Annotated in this window: 21 protein-coding genes and 1 tRNA gene; 13 read left to right on the top strand and 9 right to left on the bottom strand. The window is 55.4% G+C overall.

What is annotated here, in order from left to right:
- Positions 1–48 precede the first annotated feature (48 nt).
- Positions 49–759, top strand: a complete 711-nt coding sequence (locus NW211_RS00995; protein WP_258326615.1) for a DUF3667 domain-containing protein — start codon at positions 49–51, stop codon at positions 757–759.
- Between the two features lie 89 nt (positions 760–848).
- On the opposite strand, the gene NW211_RS00990 is transcribed toward NW211_RS00995, so the two are convergent.
- The 3 genes from NW211_RS00990 to phoU all read right to left on the bottom strand — a co-directional run bounded on the left by NW211_RS00990 (position 849) and on the right by phoU (position 3,050).
- Positions 849–1,412, bottom strand: a complete 564-nt coding sequence (locus NW211_RS00990) for a peptidylprolyl isomerase (protein ID WP_087408230.1) — start codon at positions 1,410–1,412, stop codon at positions 849–851.
- A 66-nt stretch (positions 1,413–1,478) separates the two neighbouring features.
- On the bottom strand, positions 1,479–2,177 hold the full coding sequence (locus NW211_RS00985; RefSeq protein WP_258326613.1) for a DUF4919 domain-containing protein: 699 nt from the start codon (positions 2,175–2,177) through the stop codon (positions 1,479–1,481).
- Between the two features lie 201 nt (positions 2,178–2,378).
- Entirely contained in the window at positions 2,379–3,050 is a 672-nt protein-coding gene (gene phoU, locus NW211_RS00980; RefSeq protein ID WP_162611673.1) for a phosphate signaling complex protein PhoU, read from the bottom strand.
- Between the two features lie 94 nt (positions 3,051–3,144).
- On the opposite strand from phoU, the gene NW211_RS00975 reads away from it, so the two are divergent.
- Complete coding sequence (locus NW211_RS00975; protein WP_258326612.1) at positions 3,145–3,408, top strand: hypothetical protein; 264 nt, start codon at positions 3,145–3,147, stop codon at positions 3,406–3,408.
- Positions 3,392–3,811 (top strand): hypothetical protein, encoded by a 420-nt coding sequence (locus NW211_RS00970; protein ID WP_143241064.1) that lies wholly within the window; start codon positions 3,392–3,394, stop codon positions 3,809–3,811. The genes NW211_RS00975 and NW211_RS00970 overlap by 17 nt, the downstream gene beginning before the upstream one ends.
- Positions 3,812–3,933: 122 nt before the next feature.
- Here NW211_RS00970 and NW211_RS00965 read toward each other — a convergent pair whose 3' ends face one another.
- The 3 genes from NW211_RS00965 to NW211_RS00955 all read right to left on the bottom strand — a co-directional run bounded on the left by NW211_RS00965 (position 3,934) and on the right by NW211_RS00955 (position 6,655).
- Entirely contained in the window at positions 3,934–4,452 is a 519-nt protein-coding gene (locus tag NW211_RS00965; protein WP_258326611.1) for an FKBP-type peptidyl-prolyl cis-trans isomerase, read from the bottom strand.
- Between the two features lie 61 nt (positions 4,453–4,513).
- Positions 4,514–5,092 (bottom strand): LemA family protein, encoded by a 579-nt coding sequence (locus tag NW211_RS00960; protein WP_087408226.1) that lies wholly within the window; start codon positions 5,090–5,092, stop codon positions 4,514–4,516.
- An 18-nt stretch (positions 5,093–5,110) separates the two neighbouring features.
- On the bottom strand, positions 5,111–6,655 hold the full coding sequence (locus NW211_RS00955; RefSeq protein WP_087408225.1) for a glycine--tRNA ligase: 1,545 nt from the start codon (positions 6,653–6,655) through the stop codon (positions 5,111–5,113).
- A gap of 251 nt (positions 6,656–6,906) precedes the next feature.
- On the opposite strand from NW211_RS00955, the gene NW211_RS00950 reads away from it, so the two are divergent.
- The 7 genes from NW211_RS00950 (at position 6,907) to NW211_RS00920 (ending at position 14,364) form a co-directional block, all read left to right on the top strand.
- The gene (locus NW211_RS00950) at positions 6,907–9,546 is read left to right on the top strand and encodes a DNA gyrase/topoisomerase IV subunit A (protein ID WP_375379562.1); all 2,640 of its coding nucleotides are present in this window, start codon (positions 6,907–6,909) and stop codon (positions 9,544–9,546) included.
- A 2-nt stretch (positions 9,547–9,548) separates the two neighbouring features.
- Complete coding sequence (locus NW211_RS00945) at positions 9,549–10,430, top strand: DUF3316 domain-containing protein (RefSeq protein ID WP_087408224.1); 882 nt, start codon at positions 9,549–9,551, stop codon at positions 10,428–10,430.
- A 14-nt stretch (positions 10,431–10,444) separates the two neighbouring features.
- Positions 10,445–11,479: a S41 family peptidase gene (locus NW211_RS00940; RefSeq protein ID WP_258326609.1), complete on the top strand. Its 1,035-nt coding sequence runs from the start codon at positions 10,445–10,447 to the stop codon at positions 11,477–11,479.
- Between the two features lie 87 nt (positions 11,480–11,566).
- Positions 11,567–11,651: transfer RNA gene (locus tag NW211_RS00935), tRNA-Leu, on the top strand.
- A 340-nt stretch (positions 11,652–11,991) separates the two neighbouring features.
- The gene (locus tag NW211_RS00930; RefSeq protein WP_258326608.1) at positions 11,992–12,411 is read left to right on the top strand and encodes a hypothetical protein; all 420 of its coding nucleotides are present in this window, start codon (positions 11,992–11,994) and stop codon (positions 12,409–12,411) included.
- Positions 12,399–12,908, top strand: coding sequence for a hypothetical protein (locus NW211_RS00925; protein WP_258326607.1), 510 nt, complete (start codon positions 12,399–12,401; stop codon positions 12,906–12,908). The genes NW211_RS00930 and NW211_RS00925 overlap by 13 nt, the downstream gene beginning before the upstream one ends.
- Before the next feature lie 97 nt (positions 12,909–13,005).
- Positions 13,006–14,364: a T9SS type A sorting domain-containing protein gene (locus NW211_RS00920; protein WP_309249691.1), complete on the top strand. Its 1,359-nt coding sequence runs from the start codon at positions 13,006–13,008 to the stop codon at positions 14,362–14,364.
- 482 nt (positions 14,365–14,846) lie between these two features.
- On the opposite strand, the gene NW211_RS00915 is transcribed toward NW211_RS00920, so the two are convergent.
- From NW211_RS00915 to NW211_RS00905, 3 genes are read right to left on the bottom strand one after another with little or no spacing between them, the layout of a single operon-like run.
- Entirely contained in the window at positions 14,847–16,292 is a 1,446-nt protein-coding gene (locus NW211_RS00915) for a glycoside hydrolase family 125 protein (RefSeq protein ID WP_258326606.1), read from the bottom strand.
- A gap of 46 nt (positions 16,293–16,338) precedes the next feature.
- A complete protein-coding gene (locus tag NW211_RS00910) occupies positions 16,339–17,289 on the bottom strand; it encodes an endonuclease/exonuclease/phosphatase family protein (RefSeq protein WP_258326605.1) in 951 nt (316 codons plus the stop codon).
- Positions 17,290–17,322: 33 nt separating this feature from the next.
- Positions 17,323–19,608, bottom strand: a complete 2,286-nt coding sequence (locus NW211_RS00905) for a GH92 family glycosyl hydrolase (RefSeq protein ID WP_258326604.1) — start codon at positions 19,606–19,608, stop codon at positions 17,323–17,325.
- A gap of 375 nt (positions 19,609–19,983) precedes the next feature.
- On the opposite strand from NW211_RS00905, the gene ruvX reads away from it, so the two are divergent.
- From ruvX to ettA, 3 genes are read left to right on the top strand one after another with little or no spacing between them, the layout of a single operon-like run.
- Positions 19,984–20,400, top strand: coding sequence for a Holliday junction resolvase RuvX (gene ruvX / locus NW211_RS00900; protein WP_087408220.1), 417 nt, complete (start codon positions 19,984–19,986; stop codon positions 20,398–20,400).
- Between the two features lie 3 nt (positions 20,401–20,403).
- Entirely contained in the window at positions 20,404–20,970 is a 567-nt protein-coding gene (gene def / locus NW211_RS00895) for a peptide deformylase (protein ID WP_258326603.1), read from the top strand.
- Positions 20,971–21,003: 33 nt separating this feature from the next.
- Positions 21,004–22,689 carry an energy-dependent translational throttle protein EttA gene (gene ettA / locus NW211_RS00890; RefSeq protein WP_087408218.1) on the top strand — a complete coding sequence of 562 codons (1,686 nt, stop codon included), beginning with the start codon at positions 21,004–21,006 and terminating at the stop codon, positions 22,687–22,689.
- Positions 22,690–22,871: the final 182 nt, after the last annotated feature.

Below are 22,871 nucleotides of genomic sequence, written 5' to 3'. Positions count from 1 at the left end.
GGGAGGGATGATGTATCTTTGTGCACTGATTTTAATCTGGATAGAGCGATGATTTGCAAAAACTGCGGAACCGAGTTCGAAGGAAACTACTGCAACCAGTGCGGGCAGAAGGCCACGGTGGGACGATTGACCTGGAAGAGTGTGTGGGATAACCTGTTGCACGGTATTTTCCATGTCGACAATACTTTTGTCAAGACCACGCGCATGTTGATTGTCCACCCCGACCGGCTGCTGAGCGACTACTTCGAGGGGCGTCGCAAGGGATATATGGCTCCCATCCCGCTGCTGGCGGTGTGGTGTGTGATTCTGCTCTTTTTCGGACACATCAAGGGGTTGCCCGGGAGCATCTCGACCCTTGAGACGTCGGCCATGCACAACTGGATCGTCGAGCATTATACCCTGCTCACCATCGCTACGGTGCCGTTCATGGTGTTGGCTGTGAAGATAGCCTTCCGCAAGGCCGGCTCGGCGAGGTACAACTGGGTAGAGTATCTGCTGGGTTGCTGCTACCTGTCGGTGCTGTACATTCTGCTTTCGCTGGTGTTGATACCGGTCGGGTGGGTGTTGGATGCTTCGTATTATCAGGCCTATCAGTGGGGCAGTATGGTGCTCAGTCTGATTCCTACCTATTGGGCCGCCTATTCGCTCTTCCCCGACAAGTTCTGGATAACCCTGAGGCGCACCCTGTGGGCCGCGGTGCTCTATCTGCTGTTTTTTGCGGTAATCGGCGTCGCTCTCATTTACCCGTTTGTGGATTAGGCAGCGAGGCGCGATAGAGATACAACGAGGGGGAGACCGGCCGGTTGGCGGGTTCTCCCCCTCGTGTTAGGGTTGGATGCGGGTGCCGGTTAGTGGCAGCCGTCGCAGCAATCGCCGCAGCCGTCGCCGCAACCTCCGTGGTCGTGACCGCAACCGCAGCCGCAGCTGTGGCGGGGGTGCAGCTCCTCGTCGGTGGCGTCGCGTACCAGTTTCACTACACCTACGTAGTGCAGGTTTTCGCCGGCCAGCGGGTGGTTGAAGTCCATGAGCACCTTGTCGTCCGAGACCTTCAGTACCGAGCCGTTGATGCGGTAGCCTTCGGCAGTCATCATGGGCACGGTGTTGCCCTCGAATACGGTCTGGTCGTCGAACTTGCCGTCGACCATGAAAATCTCTTTGTCGAGCTCGATTACATGCTCTTCGTTACGCTCGCCGAAAGCCTCGTCGCTGGTGAGCACGAAGTCGAACTTGTCGCCCTCTTTCAGGCCGTCGAGCCGTTTGAGCATGGCCGGGAGGATATTTTGGTCCACACCGTAAACGAACTGGTCGGGCATTTCGTCGGTGGCACGCATCATCAAAGTCTCTTCAGGTTCGCCTGCGCCTGCATAGAGGTCGTAGGTGAGAACCACAAATTTACCGGGTTTAATTTCCATAAGGTTTTGTATCGATTAAATGGTTAGATATTTGTCGGTTGGGAATCCAGATAACCACTCGCGGGCCTACCGGTCGTAGAACTTGCGGTTATACTCCTTGAGCAGTTTCTTGACGTTGAAGTAGAAGCCCTCGATTTTGAGGGGGTTGCTCTCGATGGAGATGTAGTCGAAGTAGGGCTCGACAAAGATAAATTCGGTGGCGGTGAATCCCTGCCGGTTGACGATGTTGTACTCGTCGGTAGGGCTTATCACGAACCAGGCCGTTTCGGGAGCCTTGCCGTCGCCGGTCGAGAGGATGGCATTGATAATGCCTTTGAGCCTATATTCCCACAGGTCGGCCTCGCGGTTCTTGCCGTTCTGGCGCAGACCGTAGACGAGGAAGTTGATTTGCCGCAGGTCGAAGGGGACATCGGCCAGTATCTTGCGGGCATACTTGATGAGCGAGTCGCACTCCGACTCGGTGTGTACCGTTTGCAGATACATCTGCTCGATGTGGTTGGGCACCTCGATGGTGTGGTAGGGGTTGTAATCCTCCTGGCTGGCATATCCCAGGTAGAGGTGGCGAAACTCCTGCAAGGTCATGGTGGTGTCGTTGCTGAAGTATTTTTTCAGCAGGTCGGGGTAGTAGTAGGGCGACCGACTGTCGCGCACGGCCTCTTCGATTTTCTCCATATCGGGGATTTCGTACGGGTGTGTCTCGGCCGCGCTGAGCGGCAGAACGCTCAACCCGAGCAGGTATATGAGTATGGCGCAAAAATGTTTCATCGTTTACGATTTATTAGCTGGTGGGCCGTAGCCCCTTCGCCCGGCCCGGGCGATATATGTTTTGTCTATCAGAGTGAGGCATCGGGCTCATTCTGATAGACAAAGATAACCTTTTCTTTCGACAATAGGTCGATTTTTTACCGTAAAAGATGATAAAACATTTTACAGCCTGTACCACTCCCCGCGTGTGCAGGGGCTGAATCAGCCCTGTTTGCCGGCGTGCTTCAAGATCTTGGCATCGAGGTAGAATACAATCTCCTCGGCGATATTGTTGCAGTGGTCGCCTATGCGCTCGAGCCGGCGGATGATGCTGATGAGGTTGAGGCACTCGATGGCCCGCTCGGGGAACTGTTGCAGATACTCGGCAATGATGGGCACGGCGGCGTGGTTGAGCTCGTCGACCCGGTTGTCTTTGTTGAAGACGGCGATGGCTTCGGACGACTTCTCCTCGATGAGGGCGTTTTCGGCCTGGGTCATCATGGCCTTCACGATGTCGAGCATCTCTTTGATGCCGGTCTTTTCGAAGAGTTCCGACTCGATGTTCACCTCGGGGTAGTCGATGACGAAGCGGGCAATGCCGTCGCAGAAATCGGCAATGCGTTCCAGATTGTTGCTGGTCTTCATCATGGCCAGCGTGAAGCGCAGGTCGAGTGCTACGGGGTTGTAGAGGCCGATGATGTCTTCACAGTCGCTGTCGATTTTCAACTCGAAGGCATTGACTCTCTTCTCGCGATAAGTGACCTCGTGGGCCAGCTCCTTGTCCATGGAGAGCAGGGCTTCGCCGGCACGGTTGAGTTGCGAGTTTACCAAGTCCCACATTTCGAGAACCTCTTTTTTCAGGTCGTCGAGTTCTTTTTCGATGTATATCATGATGGTAGTATATTAGACGTAAGTGTTGATAATCTGTTTAATGGAACAAAGAAAAGCGGTTGTTGTTTCCTCCTCGTTACATCGGTTTTACAAATATATGACAAAAATTGTGATTATGCTCTTTATCTGCATAGGTAAAAGTTCTTTATGTCTTGTTAATGCAAGGCATGGCATTGGGTGTAAATTTTTATTGGATTTTTTTTTATTAAAATTTGGTATTTTAAAAATTTTAGCTAAGTTTGCATTTAGAGGCTTTTTTACAGAGATTGTGGTTCGGACACGCTTTCTTTTTTTAAGAATGTTTGAAGTTCGGAGAGTCTCTTTGGCACATAAAAAAAATGATTATGAAAAAGAAAAGTAAATTGTTTTTCGGGCTATTGAGCCTTTGTCTTGTTGTTTGCCTTTCGGCGTGTCGTAGTGATGATGAACCGTCTTCTGAAGATATTGCGACTATTACGACTAAACTTATTGGTACGTGGAAAGGGAGTATGAAGAACTATGAAGAGAGTTGGTGTACTGTGGTATTTCGAGAAGATGCGACAGTGAGTCTTACGTCAAAACATGGGGATGCATGGGGTACTGAAAGATTCAATGGGAAATATACTGTTTTAAGTGATGAGATTTCTTTTGACGGATGGTTGAATTACGATGGCTCAGGTTCCAGTGGATGGGAATGGAAGAAAAGTTATCCATATAAGTTTGAAGGGAACACATTGCTTTTGCAGTTCAATGGTTCTCCTTGGGTTCTTTCGAAAGAGCAATAATACCTGACTCTAAATTGTTGGTGTGTAGATTATTGAATTTAGATAAAAAAAATAGAGAGGCCATTACAATGGCCTCTCTATTTTTTTAATAGGTAACTATTTGTTTGAGATCAGATGCGCCTTTACTCCTCGTCGATGACCGGTTTCTCCAATCCTGGGATACCCACCAGCTTCATGTCGAACACCAGCGTGGTGTAGGGGAGAATCAGCGACGACATGTATTGCGAACCGTAGCCCAGTGTCTGGGGGATGATTACCCGGCAACTGTCGCCCACCTTCATCTGTTCGAGCGCGATAATCCATCCCTTGATGTTCTGGTTTACGCGGGTGCGGTAGATGCTGTCGGTCTGCTGGTACGACGAGTCGAAGGGAGTGCCGTTGTAGAGCATGCCCTTGTAGATGACGTCGACCGTGCTGGTCTGGTAGGGCGACTGGGCGTCGCGGTTGAGGCTCGTGTCGTTGTAGTATTTCATCAGCACGTAGATGCTGCGGTCCCAACTGGGCACCACCTTGGTGTAGACGGGGTTTCCGGCTTCATCCTTGGCCCCGAGCTGTTCGATGAACCAGGCGTCGTTGTTGTTGCGCCACGTTTCATACTGGGTCCAATAGTCCTCGGTCTCCTTACACGAGATAATTCCCATAAGGAGAGCGAGTAATAGAAAAACAGGTAACTTCTTCATAATGAATATTTAGAGCTATTGATTAAAATTCTACGACAGGTGCCTGGGCTGCACTCTCTTCGGCCTTGAACTGCGGCTTGGGGTCGAACCCGAAGAGCTTGGCGGTGATGAGTGCGGGGAATTTGCGAATCTTCTGGTTGTAGGCGTTCACGGCATCGGTGTAGCGCGACCGCTCGGTGGCGATGCGGTTTTCGGTGCCTTCGAGCTGGGCCTGCAGTTCCAGGAAGTTCTGGTTGGCCTTCAGGTCGGGATAGTTCTCGGTGATGGCCAGCAGTTTACCCAATGCACTGGACAACTCGCCTTGAGCGGCCTGGTATTTTTGCAGGTTCTCTTCGGTGAGGTTGGCCGGGTCGACGGTGACTTGCGTCGCTTTGGCGCGGGCAGCAATCACGGCTTCGAGCGTTTCGCTTTCGTGAGAGGCATATCCCTTGACGGTGTTGACGAGGTTGGGCACCAAGTCGGCACGTCGTTGATACTGGTTCTCTACTTTCGCCCATTGCGCGTTTATGTTTTCGTCGGCTTCGACTATGCTGTTGTAGCTGCACGACGAGAACGAGGCAACGATGACGATGGCAAAAATGGCTCGAATGAAATTTCTCATATTCAACAATTTTATAGTTTATTCTGCTACTTTTTTCAATAACGATTTCATGCTCACCTGTTCGCCGATGAGGCTCTGCAGCTGGTCGATGGCCACACGTTGTTGCTCCATGGTGTCGCGGAAACGTACGGTCACGGTGTTGTCTTCGAGAGTCTGGTGGTCGACGGTGATGCAGAAGGGAGTACCGATGGCATCCTGACGACGGTAGCGCTTACCGATCGAGTCCTTCTCGTCGTACTGGCACTTGAAGTCGAAGCGCAGCGAGTTGATGATTTCGCGGGCCTTGTCGGGCAGACCGTCCTTGCGGACCAGCGGCATCACGGCAGCTTTCACGGGAGCCAGCGGGGCCGGCAGGCGCAGCACTACGCGGCTGTCGCCACCCTCGAGCTGCTCCTCGCAGTAGGCGGCGGCCATCACACTCAGGAACATGCGGTCTACGCCAATCGAGGTCTCGATGACGTAGGGGGTGTACGATTCGCCCAGTTCGGGGTCGAAATATTGAATCTTCTTGCCCGAGAACTTCTCGTGGTTGCTCAGGTCGAAGTTGGTGCGCGAGTGGATACCCTCTACCTCCTTGAACCCGAACGGCATCTCAAACTCGATGTCGGTAGCGGCGTTGGCATAGTGGGCCAGCTTCTCGTGGTCGTGGAAGCGGTATTTCTGGTCGCCCAGGCCCAGAGCCTTGTGCCATTTCAGACGGGTCTGTTTCCATTGCTCGAACCACTTGAGCTCTTCGCCGGGACGTACGAAGAACTGCATCTCCATCTGTTCGAACTCGCGCATGCGGAAGATGAACTGGCGGGCTACGATTTCGTTACGGAAAGCTTTGCCTATCTGGGCAATACCGAAGGGGATGCGCATGCGGCCCGTCTTTTGTACGTTCAGGAAGTTGACGAAGATACCCTGAGCCGTCTCGGGACGCAGGTAGACCTTCATCGAACCGTCGGCTGTCGAGCCCATCTCGGTCGAGAACATCAGGTTGAACTGGCGTACCTCGGTCCAGTTTTTCGTGCCGCTGATGGGGCACACAATATCGTAGTCGAGGATGATTTGACGCAGTTCGTTCAAGTCGACGTCGTTCATCGCCTTGGCATAGCGGGCGTGCAGCTCGTCGCGTTTGGCTTTGTGCTCGAGCACGCGGGGATTGGTCTCTCTGAAGAGCTTCTCGTCGAACGAGTCGCCAAACCGTTTGGCAGCCTTCTCGACCTCTTTCTCGATTTTCTCGTCCATCTTGGCGATGCAATCTTCGATGAGGACGTCGGCGCGATAACGCTTCTTGGAATCCTTGTTGTCAATCAGAGGGTCGTTGAAGGCATCGACGTGACCCGAAGCCTTCCAGATGGTGGGGTGCATGAAGATGGCGGAGTCGATGCCCACGATGTTTTCGTGCAACAGCACCATGCTGTCCCACCAGTATTTCTTTATGTTGTTTTTCAGTTCTACTCCCATTTGACCGTAGTCATACACGGCGGCCAGACCGTCGTATATTTCGCTCGAGGGGAATACGAAACCATACTCTTTACAGTGTGATACCAATTTTTTGAAAACGTCTTCTTGTGCCATTTCTTTGTAGGTTTATTGCTTGCTTTTCGTGTTATCTTTGCATTTTTTGGCTCGATTTATCGCTTAATCGGGCTATTTTAGAGCACAAAGTAAATGATTTTTTTCGATTAAATTTGTATTTTTGCAGGGGAATGTAGCAATACATTTCTTTAAAAAATAAAAAGGGCATGCACTTGAGCATGCGCTTTCCCCGTTTCAAAATCCAAAATTTGCCCATGAGCGACGATATAACCACACCGCAGGAAGAAGATATGCCCCAAGTACCCGCTGGCGAAAACGAAGATTCGACAGCGTCGCACTCGACTTACAAAGTACCTACACCGGACAAGCCCGATACCAAATTCCAACTCTCGGGCATGTTTCAGAACTGGTTCCTCGATTATGCCTCGTACGTCATTCTCGAGCGGGCCATTCCGCACCTGTCCGACGGCTTGAAGCCGGTACAGCGGCGTATCCTCCATGCCATGAAACTGCTCGACGACGGGCGTTTCAACAAGGTGGCCAATATCGTGGGCCATACCATGCAGTTCCACCCCCACGGCGATGCCTCTATCGGCGATGCGCTGGTGCAATTGGGGCAGAAGGATCTGCTTGTCGAGTGCCAGGGAAACTGGGGTAATATCCTCACGGGCGACTCGGCCGCAGCTCCCCGTTACATCGAGGCGCGCCTTTCGAAGTTTGCGCTCGACGTGGTGTTCAATCCCAAGACGACCGAGTGGAAACTCTCGTACGACGGCCGCAAGAAGGAGCCGGTGACACTGCCGGTGAAATTCCCCTTGCTGCTGGCCCAGGGGGCCGAGGGTATTGCCGTAGGTTTGTCGTCGAAGATTCTGCCTCACAACTTCAACGAGATTCTGGAGGCGGCCGTGGCCTATCTGCGGGGCGAGGAGTTCCATCTCTACCCCGATTTTCAGACCGGCGGCTACATCGATGTGACCAAATACAACGACGGCGAGCGGGGTGGTAGCGTGAAGGTGCGCGCCAAAATCGAGAAAATCGACAACCGCACCCTCTCGATTGTCGAGATTCCGTACAGCAAAACCACCTCGTCGCTCATCGATTCGATACTCAAGGCGCAGGAGAAGGGCAAAATCAAAATCCGCAAGGTCGACGACAACACGGCGCAGCACGCCGAGATTCTGGTTCACCTCATTCCCGGCACCTCGTCCGACAAGGCCATCGACGCCCTCTACGCCTTCACCGACTGCGAGGTGAGCATCTCGCCCAACTGCTGTGTCATCAACGACGACAAGCCGCACTTCATGAGCGTGAGCGACCTGCTGCGCATCAGTGTCGAGAATACCAAGGAGCTGTTGCACCAGGAGCTGCTCATCCAGAAGGGCGAGGCGCAGGAGGTGCTGCACTTTGCTTCGCTCGAAAAGATATTTATCGAAAACCGCATATACAAGGACCGCGAGTTCGAAGAGAGCCGCACGATGGACGAGGCCATTGCCCACGTCGACCACCGGCTCGAACCCTTCAAACCCTCGTTTATCCGCGAGGTGACGCGCGACGATATTCTCCGTCTGATGGAGATCAAGATGGCGCGTATCCTCAAATTCAACTCCGACAAGGCCGACGAGCTCATTGCCGCCAAGCGTGAGCAGATAGCCAGCATCGACTACGACATCGAGCATCTGGTCGACTACACCATCAGGTGGTACGACTCGTTGCGCGAGAAGTATGGCAGCCGCTATCCGCGCCTCACTCAGGTGCGCAGCTTCGATACCATCGAGGCGACCAAGGTAGCCGAGGCCAACGAGAAGCTCTACATCAATCGCGAGGAGGGTTTCATAGGTACTTCGCTGAAGAAGGACGAGTTTGTGTGCAACTGCTCCGACATCGACGACATCATCCTCTTCTACCGCGACGGCAAGTACAAGGTGGTGAAGGTGAGCGAAAAGATGTTTGTGGGCAAGAATCTGCTGCATATCGCCGTCTTCAAGAAGAACGACAACCGCACCATCTACAACGTGGTCTACCGCGATGGCAAGGCGGGGCTCCACTACATGAAGCGGTTTGCCGTGACGGGCGTGACGCGCGACAAGGAGTATGACCTCACGCAGGGCAAGCCCGGGTCGCGGGTCGTGTGGTTCTCGGCCAATCCCAACGGCGAGGCCGAGGTGCTGCGGGTTACCTTCGTGCCCAAGCCTCGCATGAAGACCCTCTTTGTCGACCGCGATTTCAGCGAAATCGCCATCAAGGGGCGCCAGTCGATGGGCAATATCCTGACCAAAAACGAGATTCACCGCATCTCGCTCAAGGAGCGGGGCGGTTCTACGCTGGGCGGCCGCAAGGTGTGGTTCGACCGCGACGTGCTGCGCCTCAACTACGACGGCCGGGGCGAATACCTGGGCGAGTTCCACGGCGACGACCAGGTGCTGGTGGTGCTGGACAACGGCGAGTATTGCACCACTACCTCCGACGCCACCAACCACTACGACGCCAATATCCTGCGCATCGAGAAGTTCGAGCCCGACAAGGTGTGGACCGTGGCGCTCTTCGACGCTTCGCAGGGGTATCCCTACCTCAAGCGCTTTGTTTTCGAGCCGAGCAGCCGCAAGCAGAGTTTCCTGGGCGACAATCCCGCCTCGCGTCTGTTGCTGATGACCGATACCGCCTATCCGCGTATCGAGGTGACCTTCGGCGAGGGCGATGCCTTCCGCGAGCCGCTGGTGGTCGAGGCTACCGACTTCATTGCCGTGAAGGGTTTCAAGGCCAAGGGCAAGCGGCTCACCACCTATGCGGTGGCCGAGATTCGCGAACTGGAACCGCTGCGTCGCGAGGAGGATGAGACGGCCGAGGGTGAAACCCCGACCGACGAAACCAACCCCGAAAATCGGGTAGATACCCCGGAGGATAATCCCTCGGGACAAATGTCACTGTTTTGATTATGACAACACGTAAGTCACTTTTGTGTGCTCTGTTGGGGGCCGCGCTTTTATTCCCGGGTTGCCTGCGGGCCGGGGAACCGGTCTCGGAACCGTTGCAGGAAAAGCTGCAAGAGGAAGAGCCGTTGCGCCCCGTAGCGACTGCCGTTACCTTCGAAATCGGGCGGCAGAGCGCGCTCGATACCTATCTGTCGCCTATCCGTTATCGGGGGCTCGACGTGGCGTTGGGTTACGAACGGCTGCGGGCGGCGAGTTTCGCTCCCGAAAAATGGTTTACCCGTCACAATGTGCTGGCCAATTTTGCCACGATGACCAACGAGTCGGGCAGTGGTTCCATGCTCTCGTTCTACCTCGACTATTCGTTTGCCATGTTGCGTCGCTGGCAACTGCTCGACGGCCTGTGGCTGGCCGGTGGCGGTGAGGCGGCCCTCACGCTGGGCGGGCTCTACAACCAGCGCAACTCCAACAATCCGGCTACGGCCAAGGCCGCTATCGACCTGGGCGCCACGGCTATGGCTTCGTATCACCTGCGGGTGGGGCGGCTGCCGCTCACCTTCCGCTATCAGGTGTCGCTGCCGGTGGTGGGTGCCTACTTCTCGCCGGCCTTCGGTCAATCCTACTACGAGATGTTCTACATAGGCAATACCGGCGGTATTGTCCAGTTCGGGGCGTGGCACAACCGGGTAGACCTGCGCAACTACCTCTCGGTAGACCTTCACCTGGGCAAGATGGCTCTGCGGTTGGGATACCGGCAGTTGATGCGCACGACCCACGTCAACCACATCGACACCCAGGTGCTCAACCACATGTTCGTGTTGGGTATCTCGGGCGAGATATTCCGTTCGGCCCCTCCGGCCCGTCGGGTAGTGTCGCTCTATTATTAAAAGGAAAATAGGTTATGAAACGTAAACACATATCGGTAAAAACAGGATTGCTGCTGTCGATTCTCTCGCTCCTTCTGCTCTCGTCGTGCCACAAGGTCGAGGTTTTCGAAGACGACCCCTACGGCAACTTCGATGCGCTGTGGACCATTCTCGACGAGCGGTACTGTTTCTTCGAATATAAGGATATAGACTGGAGCCAGGTGGGCATGAAATACCGCAAGAAACTGACCGAGCGGATGACCTCGGAAGAGCTCTTCGACGTGTGCGGCGACATGCTCATGGAGTTGAAAGACGGCCATGTGAATCTGGTTTCGGCCCACAATACGTCGCGCTATTGGGATTGGCTGAACAACTCGCCCGAGAACTATCAGGAGCGGCTCGTCGACGAGTATTACCTCAACTTCGACTACCGTTATACGAGCGGTATCAAATACAAGATTCTGCCCCAGAACGTGGGGTACATGTACTACGGCAGCTTCTCGAGTGCTATCGGCGAGGGTAACCTCGACCAGATACTGGCCTATCTGGCCACTTCGACGGGACTGATTATCGATGTGCGCAGCAACGGTGGCGGTTCGCTGTCGAATGTCGAGACTCTCGTCTCGCGCTTCATCAATCAGGAGACGCTTGTGGGCTATATCTCGCACAAGACTGGGCCCGGGCATCAGGATTTCTCGGAACTCTATCCCATCAAATACAAACCTTCGAACCGCATCCGGTACCAAAAGCCGGTGGTGATACTGGCCAACCGGGGTACATTCAGTGCGGCCAACAACTTCGTGTCGGTGATGAAGGCGTTGCCCAATGTCGTAGTCATGGGCGATATTACCGGCGGCGGCAGCGGGTTGCCCTTTTCGTCGGAGCTGCCCAACGGCTGGAGCATCCGCTTCTCGGCCTCGCCCATATACGACGTGAATCGCGAGCACACCGAGTTTGGAGTGGCTCCTACCGAAGGCTTCAAGATGGATATGGATCTGGAACAGGCCACCCAAGGGCACGACTCCATTCTCGACCGGGCCATCGCCTATATCGCTACGGGTGGAGCGTGAGGGGCGGTGCACCCTTGCCGCGGGTAAACTTTGTAACCCGATTCATTGTATAATAGGTAAACTTCTTGTATATTTGTGCTGTCGTTTGCGGACGTGGCGTAATTGGTAGCCGCGCTAGACTTAGGATCTAGTGTCTTGCGACGTGTGGGTTCGAGTCCCGTCGTCCGCACCAGAGAGGAAGGGGAGAGTTGAGATACCCCTTGTATGTTATAGAGCCTGCGAGAATTTCTCTCGCGGGCTTTTTTTGTGTCGTTTACAAAACCGACAGGGGGGGGGAGGAATAGGTGTAGCGGGGAAACCGATTGCGCTGGGAACGTTACTTCTTGAGGGATAGGGGATTATTGGCTCCCGGTTGAAAACAATGGATATGAAAATCTTTTCTTTATTTAAATTGTATTACCAAATATGAAATTAAAAAAAAGTAAAAATTTGATTTACAAAAAATAATTTATAGTTTTACGAAACATCAAAAAAATGTAGTTAATACTTAATCTCAATCAAACACAGTTATCATGAAAAAATTGGCCATTGCACTAATGGCCATGTGTTGCGGGTGTCAACTGGCCACCGCGCAAATCGACGTTCTGTCGATTACACCATTGCCGGAGACACAGGGCAAGGGGTTTTATCACCCGACATTTTCACCAACGGGGGACTATCTGTTGTTGACGGGAGCCAACTTCAAGGGGCTTACGAAATACGATTTGTCATCGGGGCAGATGACTCGGCTCACCGATGTGGAGAATGCCGGGTACTATCCGCAGATTTCCGATGGTGGCAAGGTGGTGGTATTCCGCGAAGTGGAGTATAAGAAGAACCGCCGGTTCACCTCGATCAAGAGCATCAATCTCGAGAACGGCAAGGTGAGCCGGATCGACAAGGCTTCGCGCCAGTTATACCCCTTTACCTTGTCGGGGGTATGTTGCGCATAGCCAAGGGCAAATCGATCAAGAGCAAACGGTTGGCTACCGACATGCGCACACCGGTAGAGGAGTCGCTGATTGTCGCCATCGAGGACCGTTCGCTGGTGCTCTACCGGGGCAACAAGCGCATCGTACTCAACCCCAACGGCGACGGCAGCTACATCTGGCCCTCGATTTCGCCCGACAACAAACACATCGTGTACATGGCGCTGCACGACGGTTGCAACACCTTTGTGTGCGACCTCGACGGCAAGAACAAGGTGAACCTGGGCTATCTGGGTGCTCCCGTGTGGCTGGGCAACGACTGGATTGTGGGCATGGTCGACATCGACGACGGCCACCAGACCATCTCGTCGACCCTGAAGGCGGCCCGCATCGACGGCTCTCTGCGTCAAGACCTGCCTACCCCCGATACGAAGATAGCCATGTATCCTGCCGCTTCGACTGATGCCGTGGCATACGAGGCCAACGGGCAGATCTATGTGATGAAACTACGAGTACGTTAACCTTAGCAATCATTTCCCATGAAAAAAATAATCTCACTGGCTGCAGCTTCGCTGTTGGCATTGAACCGCGACGGCAGCCGACCTTACCGATGTAAGGATATATATCAATCCCGGTCACGGCGGCTGGAACGGCGAGAACGACCGGAATATCGAGACCCTTACCCATGCCCTGGGCGATACGCTGGGCTTCTGGGAATCGTCGTCGAACCTCTCGAAGGGGCTCTATCTGCGCGACCTGCTCGAGGCGGCTAATGCCACGGTGTACATGTCGCGCGAGGATAACCGAAGCGGATACCGCGACAATCAGTATCTGCCCGACGACCAGCAGATTACCGACACCGGCTATGGCGACCGTCCGTTGAGTACGATTGCCGAAGAGGCCTCGGCCAACAACGTCGATGCCTTCCTCTCCATCCACAGCAATGCGGCGGGAAGCACCTCGGCCGTGAACTACCTCTACCTGATGTGTCCCGGCAACGGCGGCGAGGGTGACCAGAACTTCAGAGACCCTGCTACCAAGGCGCTTGCCGATGCCGCCTGGCCCCACATCTGGAACAACCCGCTCACGGTGTGGACCCACTACACCGCTACCAATACCAAGATTGCAGCCTTCGTAACCAGCTACACGGTTATCGGTACGGCGCTCACCGTGCCGGGATTTCTCTCGGAGGGTGAGTTTCACGACTACAAGCCCGAGACTCACCGTCTGCTCAACGAGGACTACCGCCACCTCGAGTCGCTGCGCTTCTACTACTTCTATTGCGACTACTTCGGGGCCGACTTCCCCGAGACCGGCGTGCTGTGCGGCGACGTGCGCGACGCACACGAGCGGCTGACCGAGAAACTCTACACCCCCTATGTCAACGGTTCGAAAGACCAGTATCTGCCCTTGAACGGGGCCCACGTGTCGCTCTACGACGACTCGGGTTCGCTGTGCGGCGAGTATACGGTCGACAACGACTACAACGGTGTGTTTGCCTTCTGGAACCTGGAGCCGGGCAACAACACCGTGGTGCTCGCTTGGGAAGCTCCCGAGGGGGTTGAGGCTGCGGCTCGCTACAACGTATACCGCGACGACCAACTGCTCGAGACGGTCGAGGAGACCACCTATACCGATACCGGTCTGGAAGCGGGCAAGACTTATCGCTATGCCGTAACGGCCGTGTATGGCGATTACGAGACCGAGCCGGCTACCGAAACCGTTTCGACGGTGATAACGGGTATCGAGCAGACCGAACAGGCCTTGACCGTTTATCCCAACCCGACCGACGGTCTGGTGAATATCGAGCTGGCCGAGCCGATACAGACGATTCAGGTTTACGACATGAACGGCCGTCTGGTATTGCGCCGCGACCATCTCTCGGCCATGCGCGAGACCATCGACCTCTCGGATTGCAAACCGGGCAACTATCTGTTGAAGGTAAACAGCTTCACGTATAGAGTTATACGTAAATAGCAAGTAGTGTTTTTTGTTGGAGGGGCGGCCGCTGTCAAGCGGCCGTCTCTTTTTTTATGGGGTGTGTAGGTCTATGCGATGAGGTGCATGTGCCGGGATATACCGGTGGGCGACAAGGGGAACTGCATCTTCTTGCAGCATGTGGTATCGGGAACAGAATGATACGACCGGTGTATCACCCGGTGAGGGCATCTGGCCGCTTCGGGTCAGAGGGGGGTATTTGTGCAGGGATAAATGTCGTTGGGGCAGGTACAAAAAAAAATTGATTGTCTCACGACAACCAATCTTTGTTAACCTTAAATCTAATACCATGAAAAACACAGTGCAAATATAGTGCTTTTATATGTTGTACAACATATTTTTGGCGAAAAAGTTTCTCTGTTTAACTCTTTTTTAAAGATAAGAGCTCTGTTTTAAAAGAAAGAAAGAGAAATGCTCCCGATTTTGGGGTCGGGAACATTTCTCTTAACATTTTCGTGGAGTTATTGGATGTCGATGCTGTTGAGCAAATCGACCTTGCCTTCGTTCACCAGTTTGAGGATGAGTTCGCCAAACAGTGTATTTTGCCAGGCGAACCAGGGACGGGTGAAGTTGTTGGGGTCGTCTTTGTGGAACGACTCGTGCATGAATCCCGTACCGGCGTCGGTCTTCATCAGCATCTCGATGCAGGCTTTGATTTCCTGGTCGTCCTGGCTGGTAAAGGCCTTCATCATGATACTCATGGGCCATACCATGTCGTAGCCGATGTGGGGGCCGCCTATGCCTTCGCCGGCCTTACCTTTGAAGAAGTAGGGGTTGTCTTCGCTCCAGACGAAGCGGCGGGTGTTCTGGTAGATGGGGTCGTCTGCGTCTACATCGCCCAGGTAAGGCATGGCCAGCAGGCTGGGCACGTTGGCGTCGTCCATGAGCAGCTGGTTGCCGAAACCGTCGACTTCGAAGGCGTAGATTTTACCATATTTCGGGTGGTTGTACACGGCATATTTCTGCAGGGCGGTCTCTACCTCCTGAGCCAGGTCGGTGCACTCCCGGGCCAGCGCTTCGTTGTGGTTGACGGTGCGCAGAATCTCGGCCGACTTCCGCAGCGAGGTGACGGCGAAGAAGTTGGAGGGGATGAGGAACTGGAAGGTGGTGGCGTCGTCCGACGGGCGGAAGGCCGAGCAGATGAGCCCCACGGGTTTCACGGGGTTGCCCAGACCCATGTTGGTCATCGTGTCGAGAGCCCGCTCGGTGCGGCGCATGAACTTATAGGGGCCCACGCCCTCTTTGCGTTGTTGCTCCTTGAAGGTGCGCAGGATGTGGGTGATGGCGTTGATCCACTCGTCGCCGAAGACCGAGGCATCGCCCGTCACCTTCCAGTAGTGGTAGGCGAGGCGGATGGGGTAGCAGAGCGAGTCGATTTCCCATTTGCGCTCGTGCAGTTCGGGTTTCATGTCGGTGAGGTCGCTCATCCATTCGCCGCCGGTGGGGCCCATGTTGAAGGCGTTGGCATAGGGGTCGATGTTGATGCACTTGAACTGGCGGTTGATGACGCCGGCCAGCATCTTCTTCAACTGCGGGTCTTCGTTGGCCAGCTGTACGTAGGGCCATACCTGGGCACCCGAGTCGCGCAGCCACATGGCGTGGATGTCGCCGGTGTATACAAAGGTGTCGTCGTTGCCGTCGAAGTGTACGGTGGTGTCGAGCGTGTTGGGGAAACAGTTCTCGAACATCCAGGCGAGGCGGGCGTTGGTAAGCAGGGCCTTCACCCGTTTGATCTGTTTCTCTACGGCACTTGACACGAACAGACGCTCTTGCGGGCGCTGGCTGGTGTACTGCACGCGGGTGTTGTCCTGACGGGCAACAGCCACGGGAGCGGTGGCTGCCTGGGTGTAGGATACCCCGCAACCGAGGGCTACGCACAAGCAGCTTATTTTTGCGATAGTTTTCATAAAAAATAGGTTAGTGAAAATAATGATTAGTAAATAGAGATTTCGTTTAATGACGGCCCGGTGTCTCGAGCACCACCATCACGGGGAAGTGGTCGGAGGGGGTGCGGGCCTGATAGGCCTCGATGTCGATCTCCTCGGGGTAGTCCTCGACCTGAGCCTTGCCGCTGTCGTGGCGGATGGTGCGGTAGCTGTCGGTGAGCACACCGTACTTCTGCACCTGGAAATCGGGCGACACGAACACGTGGTCGATTCGGCTGCGGGTGTAACTATTGGGGGCAAAGCCGTTGAAGGTGCCGTTGAGGGCATAGCGCAGCCGAGCCGCCTCGAAGGCGTCGCGCAGGGCACCGCTTTCGGTGAGAGCCCGGTAGGAGCGGTGGGTCTGGTCTACGTTGAAGTCGCCGGTGAGAATGACAGGCAGCCCCTGGCCCAGCGTCCTCATTTTCTGTTGCACGAGGTAGGCGCTCTCGACGCGGGCCTCCTTGCCGATGTGGTCCATGTGCAGGTTGAAGAAGAGGAACTCGAGCGAGCTCTCCTTATCCTTGAAGTGACCCCACGTGCAGATACGGGGCAGGACGGCATCCCAGCCCACACTGGGGGTGTCGGGCGTCTGGGAGAGCCAGAAGTCGCCGTGGTCGAGCAGCTCGAAACGGCTGGTGCGGTAGAAGATGGCGGCATGTTCGCCCCGCTCTCCACCGTCGTCACGGCCCACACCTATGTAGTCGAAGCCCGGCAGGCGGTTCTTCAACGTATCGAGCTGATGCTTGAGCCCCTCTTGCGTGCCGAAGAGGTCGAAGTCGTGGAACCGGATGAGGTCGGCCATGACTACACAGCGCTGGCCCCAGCCGTCGCCCTGAGCTGAGTCGCCGGCGTTGGCATTTCTCAGGTTGTAGGAGGCCACGGTAAACGTGCAGCTCCTTTTGGGCTGGCAGCCGTAAAGGCCCAGCGCCAGAACGAGAACCGACACGATTCCCGTCCACTTGACAATACGGTTTGGCATAATGTGAATATTGGTGTTCAAATATACGACATTTTACTCATTCTCCAAAGAGAAGGAATAGGGGGCATCGGCCGGATTGGTTCCCCGCTTGCGATTGGGCTTCGAGTCCATGACGAACTGCACCCGTCCGCCCTGGCTGAGGGTCTCGTGGGTGAGGTAGTTGTGGTCGTAGCCCTTGCCGTTTACCTTCATGGAGCGGATGTAGGGCGTTTCGGCGCTGTTGTCCGGGGCCTCGATGGTGAGCGTTTTGCCGTTCTCGAGATGGAGGAGAGCCTTCTGGAAGAGGGGCGTGCCCAGTACGTACTGGTCGGTGCCGGGGCAAACCGGATAGAAACCGAGGGCCGAGAAGATGTACCAGGCCGAGGTCTGGCCGTTGTCCTCGTCGCCGCAATAGCCGTCGGGGGTGGCGGCGTAGAGCTTGTGCATGATTTCGCGGATGCGGCTCTGGGCTTTCCACGGTTGGCCCGAGTAGTTATAGAGGTAGACCATGTGCTGGATGGGCTGGTTGCCGTGGGCATACTGACCCATGTTCATCACCTGCATCTCGCGCATCTCGTGAATCATGTCGCGGCTCTCCATACCCAGGTAGCTGGGCATGACGAATACCGAGTCCATCATGTGGTTGAAGACGGAGGCACCGCCCATCAGGTCGATGAGCCCTTGCGGGTCGTGGAACACGCAGAAGCTCCAGTGCCAGCTGTTCCCCTCGCAGAAGTCGCCGCTCCAGTCGGTTGCCTGGAACTGGGGGTTGAAGCGGCCCTGGTCGTCGCGGCCCACCATGAGCCGTTCCTGCGGGTTGTATACCTGGCGGTAGTTGAGGCTGCGCTGTTTGTAGATGCCGATTTCGCTGTCGGGTTTGCCCAGCCGTTTGCCCAAGGTGTAGATGCACCAGTCGTTGTAGGCATACTCCAGCGTGCGGGCCACGCTCTGCCCCACGCCTATGTTGCTGGGCACATAGCCCAGGCGGTTGTAGGCCTCGAAGGCCACGCGGCCCGACGCCGTCCCCTCGAGGTGGGCGTTGGCTCCGTGTTTCAGGGCCTCCCACAGTTTCTCAATATCGTATCCGCGTATGCCCTTGACGTAGGCGTCGGCTACAATCGAGGCCGAGTTGTTACCAATCATGCAGTCGCGGTGGCCCGGGCTGGCCCATTCGGGCAGGAATCCGCTCTCGCGGTAGGCGTTGACCAACCCCTCCTGCATCTTGTGGTTCATCGAGGGGTATACGAGGTTGAGCAGCGGGAAGAGCGAGCGGAAGGTGTCCCAGAAACCGGTGTCGGTAAACATGTAGCCGGGCAATACCTGGCCGTTGTAGGGGCTGTAGTGGACGGCCCGGCCCACGGCGTCGATTTCGTAGAAGGTGCGGGGGAAGAGTACCGAGCGGTAGAGGCAGGAGTAGAAGGTGCGCAGGTCGTCGATGCGGGTGTCGTCGATTTCGATGCGCGACAGCACCTGGTTCCACCGTTTCTTACCCAGCTTGACCATGCGGTCGAAGTTGCCGTCGCCCAGCTCCTTCAGGTTCAGTTCGGCCTGTTCGGGGCTGATGAACGACGAGGCCACCCGGGCGTGCACCTGCTCGCCCTGGCGGGTCGAGAATCCCACGATGGCTCCGGCGTGGTTGCCCCGGGCCTCGTTTTGGTTGGTCTTGATGGCGTTGTCGAGAGCCACGGCCGTGAACTTGAACGGCTTGTCGAAGACGATGACAAAGTAGTTTTTGAAATTCTCGGGAACACCGCCCGAGTTGCGGGTCGAGTAGCCTATGATTTTGTTCTCCTCGGGAATGATTTTCACGGCCGAACCCCGGTCGAAGGCATCGACAACGACGTACGAGTTGGCCTCCTCGGGGAAGGTGAAGCGGAAGAGAGCCGCCCGGTCGGTCACCGTCATCTCGGTCGTCACGTCGTGGTCGGCCAGGTAGACGCTGTAATAGTAGGGTTTGGCCACCTCGGCCTTGTGCGAGAACCAGCTGGCCCGTTGGTTCTGGTCGAATACCACGCCGCCGGTCACCGGCATGATCGAGAACTGTCCGTAGTCGTTCATCCAGGGGCTGGGCTGGTGGGTCTGTTTGAAGCCCTTTATCTTGTCGGCTGTGTAGGTATAGGCCCAGCCGTCGCCCATATCGCCGGTTTGGGGGGTCCAGAAGTTCATGCCCCACGGCATGGCAATGGCCGGGTAGGTGTTGCCGGTAGAGAGTTCAAATTTCGACTGGGTACCCACGAGCGGGTTCACATAGTCGACGGGCGAAAACTTGGCAAAAAGCGGGAGCCCGCAAATGAGAGCACTGATAAAAAACAATTTACGATAAATCGAATGTCGCTTCATGGCGTGATAATTGAAGTAATATAAAATAAGCGAAAAATGTTGTAATTCTCAACGAGCCCCGGTTGTGGGCAGCCGGTGAGGCGGCCGTCCCCTTGGCAGGCAACCGCAAACGAGTGTTCAAAGATAATGAAAGAGACGAACCGAGGCAAATGAAAACGGTGATTTCTGTTTGTTTCAGTCTTTTCCTTTCACTATCTTTTCATAAGATAGGATTCGGCTCGGCATAGTCAAATGTTGAAAACTTTGTTTTCCATTTGCCTCTGCTCTCGCCTTTTTTGTATCTTTGTTCCACGAAGACAGGATGCGGCTCGGCCAAGCAAATTTTGCAAGCAACTTTGCTTTGCTCTCGCCTTTCACTATCTTTGCACCAGCATTATGGGCAGAATACTTTCAATAGATTATGGGAAAAAGCGCACGGGTATTGCGGTGACCGACCCGCTGCAGATTATCGCCAACGGTTTGACTACCGTCGCTTCGTCGCAACTCATCGAGTTCCTCACGCAATACATGCAGCGCGAGGAGGTCGAGCGGGTGGTCGTGGGGCTGCCGCGGCAGATGAACAACGAGCCGTCGGAGAGCATGCGCTACATCACCCCCTTTGTCAACCGGTTCAAGAAACTGTTCCCGCAGGTGCCTGTCGAGTTTTTCGACGAGCGGTTCACCTCGGTGCTGGCTCATCGGGCCATGCTCGACGGCGGTCTGCCCAAGATGGCCCGCCGCAACAAGGAGCTTGTCGACGAGATAAGCGCTACGATTATCCTCAGAGATTATTTGGAAAGTAAAAAACAATAAGATATGGTATTACCTGTTTACCTGTACGGACACCCCGTCATTCGTAAGGAGACCGAAGAGATCGATGCTTCTTACCCTCAGCTCAAAGAGCTGATTGCCAACATGTATGAAACGATGTATGCCACCGAGGGTATCGGGTTGGCAGCTCCGCAGATAGGTCTGTCGATACGGCTCATCGTCATCGATGCCAGCCCCATGGCTGAATACTTCCCCGACTGCGAGGGCAAGAAGCTGACCCTTATCAATCCCGTGCTCGAGGTGCTCGAGGATGGTCCCAAACAGACCCGCGAGGAGGGTTGCCTCAGCTTGCCCGGCATTCACGAGCCGGTGCCCCGCATCGAGAAGATTCATCTTAAGTGGCTCGACGAGGATTTTGTGGCTCACGACGAGGTGATCGAGGGCTACCTCTCGCGTGTGGTACAGCACGAGTATGACCACCTGGAGGGCAAGGTCTTCATCGACCGCATCTCGCCCATACGCAAGCAGCTCATCAAGTCGAAGCTGGTCAACATCATCAAGGGACGCGTACGTTGCGACTATCGGGTGAAAGCGACACCCGTCAAAAAATAAAACTCATTTCAAAATCTTCTTATCTGCTTTTATATGGCCGACGACAAGAAAGTTATATTCTCGATGGTGGGCGTGAGCAAAATGTTCCCGCCCCACAAACAAGTATTGAAAGACATTTATCTCTCGTTTTTCTACGGGGCCAAGATCGGTATTATCGGTCTCAACGGCTCGGGAAAATCGACCCTGCTGAAAATCATCGCCGGGGTGGAGAAGTCGTACCAGGGCGAAGTGGTATTCTCGCCGGGCTACTCGGTGGGTTACCTCGAGCAGGAGCCCAAGCTCGACCCCGAAAAGACGGTGAAGGAGGTGGTGCAGGAGGGCGTGCAGCCTATCCTCGACCTGCTGGCCGAGTATGAAAAGGTGAACGAGTCGTTTGGCGACCCCGAAGTGCTCGAGGATCCCGACAAGATGGATGCCCTCATGGCTCGCCAGGCCGAACTGCAAGACCATATCGACGCCTCGGATGCCTGGAATATCGACAACAAGCTGGAGCAGGCGATGGATGCTTTGCGCTGTCCGCCCGAAGACCAGCTTGTGAAATACCTCTCGGGGGGTGAACGCCGCCGGGTGGCCCTCTGCCGCCTGCTGTTGCAACAGCCCGACATCCTGCTGCTCGACGAGCCTACCAACCACCTCGACGCCGAGTCGATCGACTGGCTCGAACAGCACCTGCACCAGTATCCCGGTACGGTTATCGCCATCACGCACGACCGTTACTTCCTCGACCATGTGGCCGGCTGGATTCTCGAACTCGACCGCGGCGAGGGTATCCCCTGGCAGGGCAACTATACCTCGTGGCTCGAGCAGAAGACCAAACGCATGGAGATGGAGGAGAAGCAGGCCAGCAAACGCCGCAAGACCCTCGAGCGCGAGCTGGAGTGGGTGCGCATGGCTCCCAAGGCCCGCCAGTCGAAGGGTAAGGCTCGTCTGAACTCCTACGACAAACTGTTGAACGAGGACCAGAAGGAGCGCGAAGAGAAGCTCGAAATCTTTATCCCCAACGGTCCCCGTCTGGGCAACAAGGTGATCGAGGCTCACGGTGTGGCCAAGGCTTACGGCGACAAGCTGCTCTTCGACAACCTCGACTTTGTGCTGCCGCCCAACGGCATCGTGGGGGTAATCGGTCCCAACGGAGCCGGCAAGACCACCCTCTTCAAGCTCATCATGGGGCAGGAGCAGTGCGACAAGGGTTCGTTCGAGGTGGGCGAGACGGTGAAGATTGCCTACGTAGACCAGACCCACAAGGACATCGACCCCGCCAAGACCGTCTATCAGGTAGTGTCGGGCGGTCTCGACACCTTCCGCATGGGAGGCCGCGACATGAATGCGCGGGCTTATCTGTCGCGATTCAACTTCACGGGAGCCGACCAGGAGAAACTCATCGGGGTGCTCTCGGGTGGCGAGCGTAACCGCCTGCACCTGGCCATGGCGCTCAAGGAGGAGGGCAACGTGCTGCTGCTCGACGAGCCTACCAACGACATCGATGTGAACACGCTGCGGGCACTCGAGGAGGGTCTCGAGAATTTTGCCGGCTGTGCCGTTGTCATCTCGCACGACCGCTGGTTCCTCGACCGCATCTGTACCCACATACTCGCCTTTGAGGGCGACTCGAAGGTGTTCTTCTTCGAGGGTTCCTACTCCGAGTACGAAGAGAACAAGAAGAAACGCCTGGGCGATGTGGAGCCCCACCGGGTGCGCTATCGCAAGTTTATGGCATAAATATACGTTTTATATACCGCATAAAGTCACGGCGGGCCGCAAGGTTCGCCGTGACTGTTTTTGGGGGGAGGGGAGGATTTGAGGGGACCGATGGCTGCCTTCACCCTGTGGAGACAGCTCTTTCCGGCCGGCCTTTTCGGGTGGCTGTTCAATCTTTTTTTCACCCGATACGGCCCCGAAAG

The organism is Barnesiella sp. ET7 (assembly GCF_024733785.1).
Taxonomy (GTDB): Bacteria; Bacteroidota; Bacteroidia; order Bacteroidales; family Barnesiellaceae; genus Barnesiella; species Barnesiella merdigallinarum.
The sequence above is the reverse complement of the archived record's forward strand: the minus strand, read 5'-3'. Positions and strand labels throughout refer to the sequence as shown.

Excerpts from the sequence above, each read along its gene's own strand:
- NW211_RS00995 (WP_258326615.1), top strand. The coding sequence starts at position 49 with ATGATTTGCAAAAACTGCGGAACCGAGTTCGAAGGAAACTACTGCAAC.
- NW211_RS00990 (WP_087408230.1), bottom strand. The coding sequence starts at position 1,412 with ATGGAAATTAAACCCGGTAAATTTGTGGTTCTCACCTACGACCTCTAT.
- NW211_RS00985 (WP_258326613.1), bottom strand. The coding sequence starts at position 2,177 with ATGAAACATTTTTGCGCCATACTCATATACCTGCTCGGGTTGAGCGTT.
- NW211_RS00975 (WP_258326612.1), top strand. The coding sequence starts at position 3,145 with ATGACAAAAATTGTGATTATGCTCTTTATCTGCATAGGTAAAAGTTCT.
- NW211_RS00970 (WP_143241064.1), top strand. The coding sequence starts at position 3,392 with ATGAAAAAGAAAAGTAAATTGTTTTTCGGGCTATTGAGCCTTTGTCTT.
- NW211_RS00965 (WP_258326611.1), bottom strand. The coding sequence starts at position 4,452 with ATGGGAATTATCTCGTGTAAGGAGACCGAGGACTATTGGACCCAGTAT.
- NW211_RS00960 (WP_087408226.1), bottom strand. The coding sequence starts at position 5,092 with ATGAGAAATTTCATTCGAGCCATTTTTGCCATCGTCATCGTTGCCTCG.
- NW211_RS00955 (WP_087408225.1), bottom strand. The coding sequence starts at position 6,655 with ATGGCACAAGAAGACGTTTTCAAAAAATTGGTATCACACTGTAAAGAG.
- NW211_RS00950 (WP_375379562.1), top strand. The coding sequence starts at position 6,907 with ATGCCCCAAGTACCCGCTGGCGAAAACGAAGATTCGACAGCGTCGCAC.
- NW211_RS00945 (WP_087408224.1), top strand. The coding sequence starts at position 9,549 with ATGACAACACGTAAGTCACTTTTGTGTGCTCTGTTGGGGGCCGCGCTT.
- NW211_RS00940 (WP_258326609.1), top strand. The coding sequence starts at position 10,445 with ATGAAACGTAAACACATATCGGTAAAAACAGGATTGCTGCTGTCGATT.
- NW211_RS00930 (WP_258326608.1), top strand. The coding sequence starts at position 11,992 with ATGAAAAAATTGGCCATTGCACTAATGGCCATGTGTTGCGGGTGTCAA.
- NW211_RS00925 (WP_258326607.1), top strand. The coding sequence starts at position 12,399 with ATGTTGCGCATAGCCAAGGGCAAATCGATCAAGAGCAAACGGTTGGCT.
- NW211_RS00915 (WP_258326606.1), bottom strand. The coding sequence starts at position 16,292 with ATGAAAACTATCGCAAAAATAAGCTGCTTGTGCGTAGCCCTCGGTTGC.
- NW211_RS00910 (WP_258326605.1), bottom strand. The coding sequence starts at position 17,289 with ATGCCAAACCGTATTGTCAAGTGGACGGGAATCGTGTCGGTTCTCGTT.
- NW211_RS00905 (WP_258326604.1), bottom strand. The coding sequence starts at position 19,608 with ATGAAGCGACATTCGATTTATCGTAAATTGTTTTTTATCAGTGCTCTC.
- ruvX (WP_087408220.1), top strand. The coding sequence starts at position 19,984 with ATGGGCAGAATACTTTCAATAGATTATGGGAAAAAGCGCACGGGTATT.
- def (WP_258326603.1), top strand. The coding sequence starts at position 20,404 with ATGGTATTACCTGTTTACCTGTACGGACACCCCGTCATTCGTAAGGAG.
- ettA (WP_087408218.1), top strand. The coding sequence starts at position 21,004 with ATGGCCGACGACAAGAAAGTTATATTCTCGATGGTGGGCGTGAGCAAA.